Source organism: Serratia sp. BIGb0163 (genome assembly GCF_024809935.1).
GTDB classification, from domain to species: domain Bacteria; phylum Pseudomonadota; class Gammaproteobacteria; order Enterobacterales; family Enterobacteriaceae; genus Serratia; species Serratia quinivorans.
On record NZ_JANUDZ010000001.1, the window covers coordinates 1,001,192 to 1,016,219 of the forward strand.

Here is a 15,028-nt window from a genome sequence, read left to right on the forward strand (position 1 = left end):
ATTGGCTTTGTTAGTATGCTCAGAGCGAGTTGAAGGCCTTGATAAATGGAGGAAAGAAATCAGTAGGATATAACTTTAAAATTATTTAGGTTTATACTAAAATCATTACTTTATTATGATTCTTTGAGATTAAAAATGAGTGATGAATTATCGAGTGTAAAAGCAGCTTTTATTGAAAGGTTTAAAAGCCCGTTGCTTGGTTGTTTTTTAATATCATGGTTTTTTTGGAATTGGGATAGAGTTTTATTTGTCGCCTTCAGCGACAAGTCAATTGAGCAAAAAATAAAAACCATTACAAATGAGGATGGGCTTTTTTTTCATTCCATATGCTACCCTGCACTTTCAGGAATTATTTTAGTTATATGCATTCCAATATTAAATCCTTTGATTGGTGTTTTTATTGATTGGGTTAATAGAATTTCATTCATTCTTTCTGGAATGATGAGTGAGTGGCAGGATGAGAAAAAAATTATACTTGCCGAAAGAAAACGAATGAAGGAACTTGCGTCAAACGAAATAATAAATAAGGAAGCCGAAGAGTCTCAAAGAAGAATTTATTCAGAACAGCAAAAAACAGCAGAATCAAAATATTCCGTAGAAAAATTAAAATTTCAATATGAAGATGTTATAAAAAACATAGAAGACTCAAAAATTGAACTTGAAAGTCTGTTGAAGCAAAAGGAAAGGTTGCAGGAAGATATAAAGGTTTTCACAAAAAAACTTGATTTACAGAGAAGTGGTGAGTCAAAGGATTCTGGTGAATATATTAGCTGGGTTGAATTAATTAGTATTGTAAAAGGTTACATTTCAAGAGTAGAGCCTGGCGGAAGAGTTATGGAAGCTAGCGAATGGGCTGGCAGAACGATAAAATTCTCAAACTTAGTTAAAGCAATGAATCAAGTTGTGAATGCTGATTATGGACAAGAGTCAAGTGAGCTTTTCGAAGACCAAGTAAAAAAGATACAGAGCTACGATTAAATAAGTTCGCTAGGGCAATGGACAATATTCACTGATTCAGCCTCATTATTTTTTCATTTTTGAGGATTATATGGCTAAAGAATCTCAAGGGATTACTCATGAGGGGCGACCATTCCCGCCCCTGCAGTTCATAGAGTCACATCAGTTAATGCCATACATCGGCCTTGTTCCAGCAAACGAAGTTAAAGAGTGGCTACTAAGCCAAATCCTGAGCGACACCGGCAGCCTGCACAATCCTGACCACTCTCACCTGTTGGATGCAGATATTCAGTTTATGTGGGCATCGTCTGCATTTGAGAAAAAAGGGCGGTACGTGCTCGGGCAGGCCGAAGAGGTATTTACTCAGGCTGCGAGCTGGACTGCGGCAGGGATTGTTCTTACAGGGAATGATAGTGCTGCGCCAGATGGGAATGTTACAGCAACAAAATTAATTGAAGCCAGTGACTCAACGGCAGCAGCACGCACCCTGGAAGCTATTACAACGCTAGCAGCAACAATAAATCAACCTTACACCTTTAGCATCTGGGCAAAAGCCAATACAGGGAAAGTGCTACAAATTGCTGCTCAGGGGGCTGTAGCCACAACTCAGTTCGTAAACTTCGACTTGGGCAATGGGAAGATCGGGAAATCATCACCGCAGGTTTTGCAGGCAACTATGGAGCAATTTGCAAAAGGATGGTACCGCTGTGCGATTACCATTACTCCTAATGCTGCTGTGTCGCCACGCTTTACGCTGGCTTTAACAAATAACGACAGCAGTGCCCCAGCTTTACCACAATATGTTCCTGCGTCACCGGGTTCGGTGTGGGTCTGGGGGGCTCAGGCAGAGCGACGTGATGGTGCCTCTTCCTACATCCCGACATCGGGCTCTGAAGCGCAGCGTGCGGCTGACATATGCACAACTCCAACCACCGCAGATTTTGTTGTTGCGTCTGGTGGTACCGTCCTCATGACATGCATTCACCCCCATAGTATTCAATCCATCAGCGGCGCATATAATGCGCTGGCTTGTGCCGCTGTTCTTGATAATTCTGTTGCTGGGGCGCACCTCAGATTAGCGTATCGCCAGATAACGAATAACAACGGCCAGGCTCAGTGGGCAACATTTGATGCTGGCGGGGTCTCACAATCACTTGAGATTTACAGCCTGTCGCCTGTAAGGGATTCTGAGCAATCAGCGATTTTTTCTTTTGACACTCCAAGCCTTAACCTAAAATCATTTGATGGGTTCAACTGGTATTCCAGATCCGTTACCTCGCTTCCTCCCGCGCTGAATAGACTGGCAATTGGCCGATCATACATTGGCCCAGAGAACTGGTTTAACGGCCATATCAAGAAAGTAGTGTATTGGCCTACTGCATTGAGCGCTGAAGAAATGGAGAGAGCCATTTCCTACTTGTAACTATCTAAAGCTGCGGCGGTAATAATTGTACCCACACCGCCGCAACTTAATGGAACAAATTTACAGCTTAAGCAATCTCACTGGTTTTTACAGTTCTTGATTTTATTAATTTTTTCCCTAGAACAATTCCTTTCTCTTCAACATATTTAAACAATAGTGTTGATAAAGCATACGTTACAGGAAGTACAGTTGCTGTTACGATTAAAAAACGCAACGCCGACGGAAGATCGACAAACCACGAAAACTGAACAAGAATACCGATGGTTGGTATTACTATCATCAAATGCAATAAATACACTGAGTACGACACTTCACCAAGGAAGCGACTTAATCGAGTGGAAAGGAATGATTTTCCCAAAATTGCGAATCGGTTCACAATTGAATTTTCACCATGCTTTATTAGCAATGCTGCTAATCCGATGATAAGAAATACTTCAATGACGACTAATCCGCGAGATATAAAGTAACCCATAAACCAAGAAAATAATGGCGCTAACATTGCTATAATAATATAATGTTTTTTGTTTTCAGATACTGATTTATAAATTAACATTCCCGCCAGGAACATTGGAAGCTTAAAGATAATCATGGATGGTCGTGGGAATGCTGAAAAATACTCAGGCGCCATGTATGCCACGGTTACACAAGAAGCCATTAGTATCACGGATGAGCGAATATAACCAAACTTCATTATCAATAGCATGAGGAATGGGAATATTGCGTAATATTGCATTTCCAGACCGATACTCCAATCAGGAATTGCTGTTCTTGCTGAAAAATATGGCAAAAATCCAAACATGAAAGAAATATGTGTCAGCAAATTACTAAATGACGTATCACCATATTTGTCTGTATCAGCCTGAGCATCTATCCACACAGAAGATATTAGTTCTCTGTAGTAACCAAATGTATCACCAAAGAAAACGGCGACAATAAGTAGAATGTAAAAAAGAGGGGCTATACGGAAGAAACGCCTCAACCAGAATGAAGTGATAGTTTTCGGCGAATCCCAGGGCTCAAAATGCTGACGTTCGGTGTAATTCTTCGCCATCAGGTAACCGGAAAGCAAGATGAAAACATCAACACCAATGCTAGGCGTTCGTAGGATCGGCATGTTGAAGTTCGTCAAGTTACATATGTGACCGAGAACAACCCATAACGAAGCATAGCCGCGCAAACCATCAAGTTCTGGAGCCCAATTTTTTGGTTGAGACATCTGTTTACCCAGAGGTGTAAGATTGAAAATGTTGCCAATCATAACAAAATGGTAAATGTAATGTAATGTAGATGTTTATTAGTATGGGTGATTGTGTGAGTTTTGTTTGTTTTTTTATATAAATCAGATGAATACCCATCGTCACTTTAGGATTTTCTTCATGATATGTATGGTGAGCATGCGGCTTCATAGCCGCGAGTTCAGCAGCTATGCGGGGGCTATGTGAATAGTGATATAAATCTTAACTTGCGAATTGCATGTGAATATGACTAGTGTTGTCCATAGCTCTTTAAGAAGTCTAGGAGTATGCCCTTCCATACTTCGTACCCCTTATCGGTAAGGTGTGTACCGTCATAAGTATATTCGCTCTTTAGTAAGCCATTTTCTGATAGCTTAGTATTTAAATCTAGAAATGTCGTTCCTGATTTAATTGAATAACTTTTCAGTAAGTTATTAATGGTGTTTATTGATGGGTTTTTTCCAGCTTTGCTTTCACCAGACAAAATTGTAGATTGAATTACAACATTAATTCCATCAGCCTTCAGTCTGTTTGAAATTGAGATGATGTTTCTAGCAACATCTCTAGGGGTGATATTTCTTGAAATATCATTAGTTCCGGCCATTATGAATACTGTTTTGGCTCCTGTTCTTTCAATATCTACAGTCCTGTCAAGCATTCCTGAAGTATCATCGCCACTAATTCCTCTATTCCCTATTGAGTAGCCAGGTAGTAAGTCATTCCATTTGCCACTTTTGGTTATACTGTCGCCAAACATTATATATTTGAAGTGACCAGGATGTTGAGAGTACATTTCTTTTAATTTTAAATATTCAGGACTGCTTTTTACCGAAGCATCTGCTTTACAGTAATTAAATAGTGATAGCGTAATTATTGATGCTACCATTACCAGTTTTACATTAAATTTTAACATATTTGATTTCATAACAAGCTCTTTCATTATGATAGTTCTAGACATCTGAGCATATTCAAAAAAAACTTAGCGAGCAAGTATTCGCTTAGGTAGCGCAGCGAGAATAAATTTTATCTTTGAGTTAAAGGTTAGCCAAGGTGGTGGGGTATGGAGTGATGGTCACTGAGGTGGGATAAACTTGGGACAGGGATGTTTTAGGATGATGGGGCATGCTTGGGGCAAAAAATTACCGCAATACGATACAACTACGCTGAATGCAGTGGATCGGCTTGCGGTAATGGATACTGGTGATGCGTCTAGAAGTTCATCTGTTCATAGTGTTACACTCATCTTTCCGTTATGGCGTAACAACATAGTACTTTTTAAATTGTGTACATATGAGTGTACATATCTGGCAGGGTAAAGCTGGATAGCGTCGGTAACTTCATGTAGTTAAACGTTATTGTATTTCTTCATGTGATCTGTCGTGAGGGTCACCACTGTAGATAAGGAATTATTAATGCCTGTTATTACTCTTCCTGACGGCAGTCAGCGTCATTTCGATCACCCTGTTTCCCCCCTCGATGTTGCCCTTGATATCGGCCCTGGCCTGGCGAAAGCCTGTATTGCCGGCCGTGTAAACGGTGAACTGGTTGATGCCGGCGATCTGATCGAATCAGATGCGCAACTGGCGATCATCACCATCAAGGACGCCGAAGGCCTGGAAATCATGCGCCACTCCTGTGCGCACCTGCTGGGTCATGCGATCAAACAACTGTGGCCAGACACCAAAATGGCGATCGGTCCAGTGATCGACAATGGTTTCTATTATGACGTTGATATTGACCGTACCCTGACACAGGAAGACCTGGATCTGCTGGAAAAGCGGATGCATGAGTTGGCCGACAAAGATTATGACGTCATCAAGAAAAAGGTTAGCTGGCAAGAAGCTCGCGATACCTTTGCTGCGCGTGGTGAAGACTACAAAGTGGCGATTCTGGATGAGAACATCAGCCATGACGACCGTCCTGGCCTGTATCACCATGAAGAATATGTCGATATGTGCCGTGGCCCGCACGTACCGAACATGCGTTTCTGTCATCATTTCAAACTGCAGAAAACATCGGGCGCTTACTGGCGTGGCGACAGCAAAAATAAAATGCTGCAACGCATCTACGGTACTGCCTGGGCAGACAAGAAACAGCTGAATGCCTACCTGCAGCGTCTGGAAGAAGCCGCCAAGCGTGACCACCGCAAGATCGGCAAGCAGCTCGACCTGTACCATATGCAGGAAGAAGCGCCGGGCATGGTGTTCTGGCACAACGATGGCTGGACTATTTTCCGCGAGCTGGAAGCCTTTGTGCGCATGAAGCTCAAGGAATACCAGTATCAGGAAGTGAAAGGGCCATTTATGATGGACCGTGTGCTGTGGGAAAAAACCGGCCACTGGGAAAACTATAAAGACGCCATGTTCACCACCTCGTCGGAAAACCGCGAGTATTGCATCAAGCCGATGAACTGCCCGGGTCACGTGCAGATATTCAATCAGGGCCTGAAGTCTTACCGCGATTTGCCGCTGCGTATGGGCGAATTCGGCAGTTGCCATCGTAACGAGCCTTCGGGTTCTCTGCATGGCCTGATGCGCGTGCGTGGTTTCACCCAGGATGACGCCCATATCTTCTGTACTGAAGAGCAGGTGCGTGCCGAAGTGAACGAATGCATCAGAATGGTCTATGATGTGTACGGCACCTTTGGCTTCGACAAGATTGCGGTAAAACTTTCTACCCGTCCTGAGAAGCGCATTGGTACTGACGATATGTGGACCCGTGCGGAAGAGGATCTGGCCGCTGCGCTGACTGAAAACGGGATTCCGTTTGAATATCAGCCGGGTGAGGGTGCCTTCTACGGACCAAAAATTGAATTTACTCTGCATGATTGTTTGGATCGTGCATGGCAATGTGGTACCGTGCAGCTCGATTTCTTCTTACCGGGCCGTTTAGGCGCATCGTATGTTGGCGAAAACAACGATCGCGTGGTCCCGGTAATGATTCACCGTGCTATTTTGGGCTCCATGGAGCGTTTCATCGGTATCCTTACCGAAGAATACGCAGGGTTCTACCCAACCTGGATTGCTCCGGTACAGGTGGTGGTGATGAATATCACCGACAGCCAGTCTGATTATGTCCAGCAATTGACCAAAAAATTGCAGGACGCAGGTATTCGCGTTAAAGCGGACTTGAGAAATGAGAAGATTGGCTTTAAAATTCGCGAACATACTTTACGACGGGTTCCTTACATGTTGGTGTGCGGTGATAAAGAGGTCGAATCAGGCAAAGTTGCCGTTCGTACCCGCCGTGGCAAAGACCTGGGAAGCCTGGACGTAAATGAAGTCGTAGACAAGCTGCTAAAAGAGATTCGCAGCCGTAGTCTTCATCAACTGGAGGAATAAAGTATTAAAGGCGGAAAACGAGTTCAACCGGCGCGTCCTAATCGCATTAACAGAGAAATTCGCGCGCAAGAAGTTCGCCTAACCGGCGTCGATGGCGAGCAGATTGGTATTGTCAGTCTGAATGAAGCTCTTGAAAAAGCTGAGGAAGCGGGCGTTGATTTAGTAGAAATCAGCCCAAATGCCGAACCGCCAGTTTGTCGAATCATGGATTACGGCAAATTCCTCTACGAGAAGAGCAAGTCGACAAAAGAACAGAAGAAGAAGCAAAAAGTTATTCAGGTCAAGGAAATCAAATTCCGTCCTGGTACCGATGATGGCGACTATCAGGTAAAACTACGCAACCTGATTCGCTTTCTTGAAGATGGCGATAAAGCCAAAATCACCCTGCGTTTCCGTGGGCGTGAGATGGCGCACCAACAGATCGGCATGGAAGTGCTTAACCGCGTCCGTAAAGACCTGTGTGAAGATTCTGATTTGGCCATTGTCGAATCCTTCCCTACGAGGATCGAAGGCCGTCAGATGATCATGGTGCTCGCACCGAAGAAGAGGCAGTAAGGCCTCCAAGTAATAAAACTCACGCAGCGCTTGCGTTGTGTGGGTTTTATTCGCCTAACTGATTCGTTGTTTAACAATGCGAAGTGGATTTAATTAAAATGCCAAAGATTAAAACTGTACGTGGTGCAGCCAAACGCTTCAAAAAAACCGGCAGCGGTGGTTTTAAGCGTAAGCATGCTAACCTGCGTCATATTCTGACCAAAAAAGCAACCAAGCGTAAACGTCACCTGCGTCCGAAAGGCATGGTGTCTAAAAACGATATGGTCCTGGTTGTTGCGTGCCTGCCGTACGCATAAGCCATTTTTTTTGAATCTAGAATAAGACTTTAGGAGAGAGCATATGGCTCGCGTAAAACGTGGTGTAATTGCACGCGCACGTCACAAGAAAATTTTAAAACAAGCGAAAGGTTACTACGGTGCCCGTTCGCGCGTTTATCGTGTTGCCTTCCAGGCAGTAATCAAAGCAGGTCAGTATGCTTACCGTGACCGTCGTCAACGTAAGCGTCAGTTCCGTCAGCTGTGGATTGCACGTATCAACGCAGCTGCTCGTGTGAACGGCCTGTCTTACAGCAAATTCATTAACGGCTTGAAAAAAGCTTCTATTGAAATTGACCGTAAGATCCTGGCTGACATCGCAGTCTTCGACAAAGTGGCCTTTGGCGCACTGGTCGAGAAAGCGAAAGCAGCACTGGCGTAAGTCAGTTATTAAAGAGGGGGCTTGCTCCCTCTTTAATCTTTGTTTTTCAGCTACAAATACTGGCTTTTATTGACCGCCGCCGTATCGCTGGTGGGCAATCATCGACAAGGTAACGCAATCATGAACTCTGTTATTTTTCGTTTCTTTTTTTACTTTAGCGCCTGATTTCAGGAGGCTTTGCGCGTAAGAGAAGAAACGAAAAGTAGCGCCTAAGCCTCCCCTGTGGAGGCTTTTTTGTTTTTGGCCATCTCAAGTCATTGCCGGGCTATAACTTAAAATGCTTTGGAGTTGAGCCAAAGGCGTGTTCGAATAATAGATAACAATTACTTAGAGCCATATCGGCCAGAGGAAGAGGAAAGCAATGCCACATCTCGCAGAGCTGGTTGCCAATGCCAAGGCAGCCGTAGAAGATGCCCAGGATGTTGCCGCGTTAGATTTGGTACGCGTCGAATATTTAGGCAAGAAAGGCCATTTTACCTTACAGATGCAATCGCTGCGTGACGTGCCGGCAGAAGATCGCCCGGCGGCCGGAGCGGTGATCAACCAGGCAAAGCAGGCGGTACAGGAAGCGCTGAACGCGCGTAAGAATGCGCTGGAATCTGCTGCGTTGAATGAGCGTCTGGCGGCAGAAACCATCGACGTTTCTTTGCCGGGCCGTCGTATGGAAAACGGTGGGCTGCATCCGGTAACCCGCACCATCGACCGAATTGAAGCCTTCTTCGGCGAACTGGGCTTCTCCGTAGAGACCGGGCCTGAGATTGAAGACGACTATCATAACTTCGACGCGCTGAATATTCCGGGTCACCACCCGGCGCGTGCCGATCACGATACCTTCTGGTTCGATGCTACGCGTTTACTGCGTACCCAAACTTCTGGCGTGCAGATCCGCACCATGAAGGAGCAGCAGCCGCCAATCCGCATTATTGCGCCGGGTCGTGTTTACCGTAATGACTACGATCAGACGCATACTCCGATGTTCCATCAGATGGAAGGCCTGATTGTCGACAAGGACATCAGCTTCACCAACCTGAAGGGCACGCTGCATGATTTCCTGAATAACTTCTTTGAAGAAGATTTGCAGGTTCGTTTCCGTCCTTCTTATTTCCCGTTTACCGAACCTTCCGCTGAAGTGGATGTGATGGGCAAAAACGGCAAGTGGCTGGAAGTTCTGGGCTGCGGCATGGTTCACCCGAACGTGCTGCGCAACGTGGGTATCGATCCGGAAGTTTACTCCGGCTTCGCTTTCGGTATGGGTATGGAGCGTCTGACGATGCTGCGTTACGGCGTTACCGACCTGCGTGCGTTCTTCGAAAACGATCTGCGCTTCCTCAAACAGTTTAAGTAAGGCGGGAATATTACATGAAATTCAGTGAACTCTGGTTGCGCGAGTGGGTAAACCCGGCCATCAGCAGCGAAGCATTATCCGATCAAATTACCATGGCCGGCCTGGAAGTGGACGGCGTGGAGCCGGTAGCCGGTGCCTTTAATGGCGTCGTCGTGGGCCATGTGGTTGAGAGCGGTCAGCATCCGAACGCCGACAAACTGCGCGTGACCAAGATCAACGTGGGCGGCGATCGCTTACTGGATATCGTCTGTGGTGCACCAAACTGCCGTACAGGTCTGAAAGTGGCCGTTGCTACCGTGGGCGCGGTGCTGCCGGGCGATTTCAAAATCAAAGCCGCCAAACTGCGCGGTGAGCCTTCGGAAGGGATGCTGTGCTCGTTCTCCGAGCTGGGTATTACTGACGATCACGACGGTATCATTGAGTTGCCGGAAGACGCACCGATTGGCACCGATATCCGTGAATATCTGAAGCTGGATGACAACGCGATCGAAATCAGCGTAACGCCGAACCGCGCCGATTGCCTGGGCATTATTGGCGTGGCGCGTGACGTTGGGGTGCTGAACCAGGTTGCCCTGACCGAACCGGACATGAGCCCGGTTGCTGCCACCATTAACGATACGCTGCCGATCCGCGTAGATGCGCCACAGGCGTGTCCGCGTTACCTTGGCCGCGTAGTAAAAGGCATCGACGTCAAGGCTGCCAGCCCGTTGTGGATGCGTGAGAAGCTGCGTCGCTGCGGCATTCGTTCTATAGATGCGGTGGTGGACGTTACCAACTACGTGCTGTTGGAACTGGGGCAGCCAATGCATGCCTTCGACCTGAGCCGCATCGAAGGCGGTATCGTGGTGCGTATGGCCAACGTTGGGGAGCCTCTGACGTTGCTGGACGGTACCGAAGCCAAACTGAATGCCGATACCTTAGTGATTGCCGATCACCAGAAAGCTCTGGCGATGGGCGGCATCTTCGGTGGTGAACACTCAGGGGTGAATGAATCCACCCAGGACGTGCTGCTGGAATGTGCGTTCTTCAACCCGCTGGCCATTACCGGCCGCGCACGTCGTCAGGGGCTGCACACTGATGCTTCTCATCGTTACGAGCGCGGTGTTGATCCGGCGCTGCAGTACAAAGCGATGGAGCGTGCGACTCGCCTGTTGATTGATATCTGTGGCGGCCAGGCCGGCCCGGTTATCGATGTGACCACCGAAAGTGAATTGCCGAAGCGCGCTACCATTACCTTACGTCGTGAAAAGCTGGATCGCCTGATTGGCCATGTGGTGCCAAGCGAGCAGGTCAGTGACATTTTGCGTCGTCTGGGTTGCCAGGTGACCGAGCAGGGCGATAACTGGCTGGCGGTTGCGCCGAGCTGGCGTTTCGATATGGAAATCGAAGAAGACCTGGTGGAAGAAGTGGCGCGTGTTTACGGCTACAACAACATTCCTGACGTGCCGGTCCGCGCTGACCTGATCATGACCAAGCATCGCGAAGCAGATCTGACACTGAAGCGCGTGAAGACCATGCTGGTCGATCACGGTTACCAGGAAGCGATCACCTACAGTTTCGTTGATCCTAAAGTACAGGCCTTGCTGCACCCGGGCGAAGAAGTGCTGATCCTGCCAAGCCCAATCTCGGTAGAGATGTCCGCCATGCGTTTGTCGCTGTGGACCGGCTTGTTGTCTGCGGTGGTTTATAACCAGAATCGCCAGCAGACGCGTCTGCGCCTGTTTGAAAGCGGCCTGCGCTTTGTCCCTGATACTGCGGCAAATCTGGGTATCCGTCAGGACGTCATGCTGGCAGGGGTGATTGCGGGCCATACGCATGAAGAACATTGGGATCTGGCGCGTAAGCCAGTCGACTTCTATGATTTAAAAGGGGATCTGGAGTCTGTCCTGGAGCTGACCGGTAAATTATCCGAAATTCAGTTCAAGGCAGAGGCTAATCCGGCCCTGCACCCAGGGCAGAGCGCAGCGATTTATTTCCAGGGTGAACGTGTAGGTTTCATCGGTGTGGTTCATCCGGAACTTGAACGTAAACTGGATCTTAACGGCCGCACAGTGGTGTTTGAACTGGAGTGGGACAAGGTCGCAAGCCGCGCCGTACCTCAGGCGCGGGAGATTTCTCGCTTCCCGGCAAACCGCCGTGATATCGCCGTTGTGGTGGCTGAAAACGTCCCCGCAGAAGATATTTTGGCAGAGTGTAAGAAAGTTGGCGCAAATCAGGTAGTTGGCGTAAACTTGTTTGATGTGTACCGTGGCAAGGGCGTGGCAGAGGGTTATAAGAGCCTGGCTATCAGTCTGGTATTGCAGGATACCGCTCGTACACTGGAAGAAGAGGAGATAGCCGTTACCGTTGCAAAATGTGTAGAGGCTCTAAAACAGCGATTCCAAGCATCCTTGAGGGATTGAACCTATGGCGCTTACTAAAGCTGAAATGTCAGAACACCTGTTTGAAAAGCTTGGGCTTAGCAAACGGGATGCCAAAGACCTGGTAGAACTGTTTTTCGAAGAGGTTCGTCGTGCTCTTGAAAACGGTGAGCAGGTTAAACTGTCAGGTTTTGGCAATTTTGATTTGCGTGACAAGAACCAACGTCCGGGGCGTAACCCGAAGACCGGCGAAGACATTCCGATTACGGCGCGTCGCGTGGTCACTTTCCGTCCAGGGCAAAAACTGAAAAGTCGGGTAGAGAACGCAAGCCCGAAAGAGTAAGTTGCGTGAAACCAAAAAAGGCCGCTTTTGCGGCCTTTTTCTTTTTTAGCGGAAATTTTCGGTTTATTCTTAGACTATATAAAATAAATACGCCTACCCAATAAAATTGACACCGGCCCTTCACATTTAAATAATTTATTTATTACGGATTATTCTTATATGTATTTTACATTCTGATTGAGTGGAAATAAAGCAGGGGCCGAAGCCCCTGGAGATTAATAGTGATTGTAGTCGTGCCCCGGTCCGCTACCGCCACGATGACCCCCACCGTGAGGCCCGAAGCAGCAGGCGCTTAGCGCCGTGCTCAGTACTACAGTGCTTATAAATAGCGTGCGGCATTCGGTTTTTTAGCTATTCGTTAAAGGTTGTTAGCGACTGTTTTATTCAAAAAAATAAAAAGTATGGAATGTGTAAGGGAGATGAAAACGATCCGAAAATAGGCGTTGGTGAGATAGGCGCAGAATAAGCACACTGATATAACCCACTCAGCAAGAAAATAAAGTCGGAGCGTACAATGAAAAAGATCCTGTTGCTGGTGTGTTTACCGCTGTTGCTGCCGGTGGCTGCGCAGGCGGATGTCTCTATCGATATCAACGTGCCGGGAGTGGCGGTGCATCTGGGGGATCAGGACCGTCGGGGTTACTATTGGGATGGTTATGACTGGCGTCCGCCGCAGTGGTGGCATGAGCACCAGGGGCGTGGCATGGGGGAGCGCAACAATCGGGGTATGTATTGGGATGGTGGCCGCTGGCAATCCTCGCCGCCGCGTGGTTACGATCATCGTGGCCCTGACCGGGGCGGTAACCCGTTCCACGGTGAACGCGATAATCGTAACGACGGCGACCACCGTGACAATGGCAACCATCATGATAACGGCGGTCGTGACAATGACCGTGGTAATGACAATGACCGTGGTAAGGACAATGGCCATGGCAAACCTTACCCGCAAAACGATAACGACCCGCGTCGCTGATTGATTCAACGGCGGCTGATTTTGCCATCACCTACGGGTGACCGGCAGGATTAGCTGCTGTTTTCCTGTGATTCTCCTGATGCAATGCTTTCCCTTCGGGCACTAACCCCCTAATATTTGACCCAGACGTCAATTATTCGGCCGCCTTGGCGGCCAGCAGGGAATCGCCACGCCTATGCCAGCCAGCCAGACCTTTACCTTATTGCTGCACAAACAGCGCCATCGCGATAAACGCCATCTGTTGTTGTTAACGCTGGGCGTTGCCGTGGCCTTTGTTTTCAGCCTCAGTGCGGGCGACGTTTGGCTTTGGCCCTCACAGTGGTCGGGTGAGGCCGCGCAGCTGTTTGTCTGGCAACTACGCCTGCCGCGCGCGCTGGCAGTGATGTTGGTAGGGGCCAGCCTGGCGGTGGCCGGGGCGGTAATGCAGTCGCTGTTTGAAAATCCGCTGGCTGAGCCGGGTTTGCTGGGCGTCGCCAACGGCGCGGGGGTGGCACTGGTGCTAACGGTGCTGCTGGGCAACGGCCTGCTGCCGGTAGCATTTATGAGCCTGAGCGCCATTGCCGGCGCGCTGGTCATGACCTTCCTGCTGCTGAGCTTTGCCCGTCGCAAACGTCTGACCAATGCGCGTCTACTGCTGGTGGGTGTTGCCTTGGGCATTGTGTGTAGCGCGGTGATGACCTGGGCGGTGTATTTTAGTTCCAGTCTGGACCTGCGCCAACTGATGTATTGGATGATGGGCGGTTTTGGCGGTGTAGACTGGCGGCAGAAATGGCTGGTGCTGGCATTGTTACCGGTGCTGCTTTGGCTGTGTTGCCAGGGCAAGGCGCTAAACTTTATGGCGCTGGGTGAAGTACAGGCGCGTCAGCTCGGGCTTTCCCTGCATCTGTGGCGTAATCTACTGGTGCTGGCCATCGGCTGGCTGGTGGGCGTCAGTGTGGCTTTGGCCGGGGTGATTGGTTTTGTCGGACTGGTCATACCGCACATGCTGCGTCTCAGTGGCCTGACCAATCAGCGATATTTATTGCCGGGCTGCGCACTGGCTGGCGCCGGTGTGTTGCTGGCGGCCGATGTGGTGGCGCGTATTACGCTACTGTCGGCTGAATTACCCATCGGCGTGGTAACCGCCACGCTGGGGGCACCGCTATTTATCTGGCTACTGACCCGGGTAAAAAGCTTAAGGTAGTTTCTCTGTTCACCTGCAAGTAAAACAAGAGGATAAGCTCCATGACTCAAGCGATTTATGACATTCCGTTGAACACTATCGAGAATCAATCCACCACGCTGGGCAAATATAAAGGCAGCGTGTTGCTGGTGGTCAATGTGGCTTCGGAATGCGGCCTGACCAAGCAATATGCCGGGCTGGAAGCCCTGTACGAAACCTACCGTGACCAGGGTTTTGAGGTATTGGGCTTCCCATCCAACGAGTTCCTCGGGCAGGAGCCTGGCAGCAACGAAGAGATCCTGGCGTTTTGCCGTGGCACCTTTGGCGTTGAGTTCCCGATGTTTGCCAAGCTTGAAGTGAACAGCGAAAACCGTCATCCGCTGTACCAGGCGCTGATTGCCGCCGAACCGCAAGCCGTGACGCCGCAGGACAGTGGATTCCTGGAGCGCATGAGCAGTAAAGGCCGGGCACCAAAGCAAACCGGTGACATTCTGTGGAATTTTGAGAAATTCCTGATCGGGCGTGATGGCAATGTGATCCAACGTTTCTCTCCGGATATGACACCGGAAGATCCTGCGTTGGTGGCCGCCGTCAAACAGGCGTTGGCCAAGTAATATAAAGAAGGAGCGATAATTCAT

General features: G+C 48.5%; 14 protein-coding genes, 1 pseudogene and 1 other annotated feature. Of the genes and pseudogenes, 13 read left to right on the forward strand and 2 right to left on the reverse strand.

The window, feature by feature from the left end; all coding sequences use genetic code 11:
- The first annotated feature begins 135 nt into the window (after window positions 1-135).
- Both M2406_RS04935 and M2406_RS04940 read left to right on the forward strand, forming a co-directional pair.
- Entirely contained in the window at window positions 136-978 is an 843-nt protein-coding gene (locus M2406_RS04935) for a hypothetical protein (RefSeq protein ID WP_259188978.1), read from the forward strand.
- Between the two features lie 70 nt (window positions 979-1,048).
- Window positions 1,049-1,345: pseudogene (locus M2406_RS04940) on the forward strand (putative metallopeptidase); the annotation flags it as partial.
- Window positions 1,346-2,447: 1,102 nt separating this feature from the next.
- Here the strand turns inward: M2406_RS04940 and M2406_RS04945 are convergent.
- Together M2406_RS04945 and M2406_RS04950 are read right to left on the reverse strand one after the other, a co-directional pair.
- Entirely contained in the window at window positions 2,448-3,596 is a 1,149-nt protein-coding gene (locus tag M2406_RS04945; RefSeq protein WP_259188980.1) for an acyltransferase, read from the reverse strand.
- Window positions 3,597-3,865: 269 nt separating this feature from the next.
- Window positions 3,866-4,540 carry a GDSL-type esterase/lipase family protein gene (locus tag M2406_RS04950; RefSeq protein WP_259188981.1) on the reverse strand — a complete coding sequence of 225 codons (675 nt, stop codon included), beginning with the start codon at window positions 4,538-4,540 and terminating at the stop codon, window positions 3,866-3,868.
- 487 nt (window positions 4,541-5,027) lie between these two features.
- On the opposite strand from M2406_RS04950, the gene thrS reads away from it, so the two are divergent.
- The 11 genes from thrS to M2406_RS05005 all read left to right on the forward strand — a co-directional run bounded on the left by thrS (window position 5,028) and on the right by M2406_RS05005 (window position 15,004).
- Window positions 5,028-6,956 carry a threonine--tRNA ligase gene (gene thrS / locus M2406_RS04955; RefSeq protein ID WP_259188983.1) on the forward strand — a complete coding sequence of 643 codons (1,929 nt, stop codon included), beginning with the start codon at window positions 5,028-5,030 and terminating at the stop codon, window positions 6,954-6,956.
- Window positions 6,957-6,959: 3 nt separating this feature from the next.
- The gene (infC, locus tag M2406_RS04960) at window positions 6,960-7,511 is read left to right on the forward strand and encodes a translation initiation factor IF-3 (RefSeq protein ID WP_013812633.1); all 552 of its coding nucleotides are present in this window, start codon (window positions 6,960-6,962) and stop codon (window positions 7,509-7,511) included.
- A 98-nt stretch (window positions 7,512-7,609) separates the two neighbouring features.
- Window positions 7,610-7,807 carry a 50S ribosomal protein L35 gene (gene rpmI / locus M2406_RS04965; protein WP_004943591.1) on the forward strand — a complete coding sequence of 66 codons (198 nt, stop codon included), beginning with the start codon at window positions 7,610-7,612 and terminating at the stop codon, window positions 7,805-7,807.
- A gap of 43 nt (window positions 7,808-7,850) precedes the next feature.
- Window positions 7,851-8,207 (forward strand): 50S ribosomal protein L20, encoded by a 357-nt coding sequence (gene rplT, locus M2406_RS04970; RefSeq protein WP_004943595.1) that lies wholly within the window; start codon window positions 7,851-7,853, stop codon window positions 8,205-8,207.
- Between the two features lie 116 nt (window positions 8,208-8,323).
- Window positions 8,324-8,446: a sequence feature (Phe leader region), on the forward strand.
- The gene (gene pheM, locus M2406_RS04975; RefSeq protein WP_197724622.1) at window positions 8,328-8,372 is read left to right on the forward strand and encodes a pheST operon leader peptide PheM; all 45 of its coding nucleotides are present in this window, start codon (window positions 8,328-8,330) and stop codon (window positions 8,370-8,372) included. (Overlaps the previous feature by 45 nt.)
- A 122-nt stretch (window positions 8,447-8,568) precedes the next feature.
- A complete protein-coding gene (gene pheS / locus M2406_RS04980) occupies window positions 8,569-9,552 on the forward strand; it encodes a phenylalanine--tRNA ligase subunit alpha (protein ID WP_012144881.1) in 984 nt (327 codons plus the stop codon).
- 14 nt (window positions 9,553-9,566) lie between these two features.
- Window positions 9,567-11,954: a phenylalanine--tRNA ligase subunit beta gene (gene pheT, locus M2406_RS04985; protein ID WP_259188987.1), complete on the forward strand. Its 2,388-nt coding sequence runs from the start codon at window positions 9,567-9,569 to the stop codon at window positions 11,952-11,954.
- A 4-nt stretch (window positions 11,955-11,958) separates the two neighbouring features.
- Window positions 11,959-12,255 carry an integration host factor subunit alpha gene (gene ihfA, locus M2406_RS04990; RefSeq protein ID WP_004943604.1) on the forward strand — a complete coding sequence of 99 codons (297 nt, stop codon included), beginning with the start codon at window positions 11,959-11,961 and terminating at the stop codon, window positions 12,253-12,255.
- 514 nt (window positions 12,256-12,769) lie between these two features.
- Window positions 12,770-13,228, forward strand: coding sequence for a DUF2502 domain-containing protein (locus M2406_RS04995; RefSeq protein WP_259188988.1), 459 nt, complete (start codon window positions 12,770-12,772; stop codon window positions 13,226-13,228).
- A 175-nt stretch (window positions 13,229-13,403) separates the two neighbouring features.
- Window positions 13,404-14,411, forward strand: a complete 1,008-nt coding sequence (btuC, locus tag M2406_RS05000) for a vitamin B12 ABC transporter permease BtuC (RefSeq protein ID WP_012144883.1) — start codon at window positions 13,404-13,406, stop codon at window positions 14,409-14,411.
- 41 nt (window positions 14,412-14,452) lie between these two features.
- Window positions 14,453-15,004 carry a glutathione peroxidase gene (locus M2406_RS05005; RefSeq protein WP_012144884.1) on the forward strand — a complete coding sequence of 184 codons (552 nt, stop codon included), beginning with the start codon at window positions 14,453-14,455 and terminating at the stop codon, window positions 15,002-15,004.
- The last annotated feature ends 24 nt before the right edge of the window (window positions 15,005-15,028 follow it).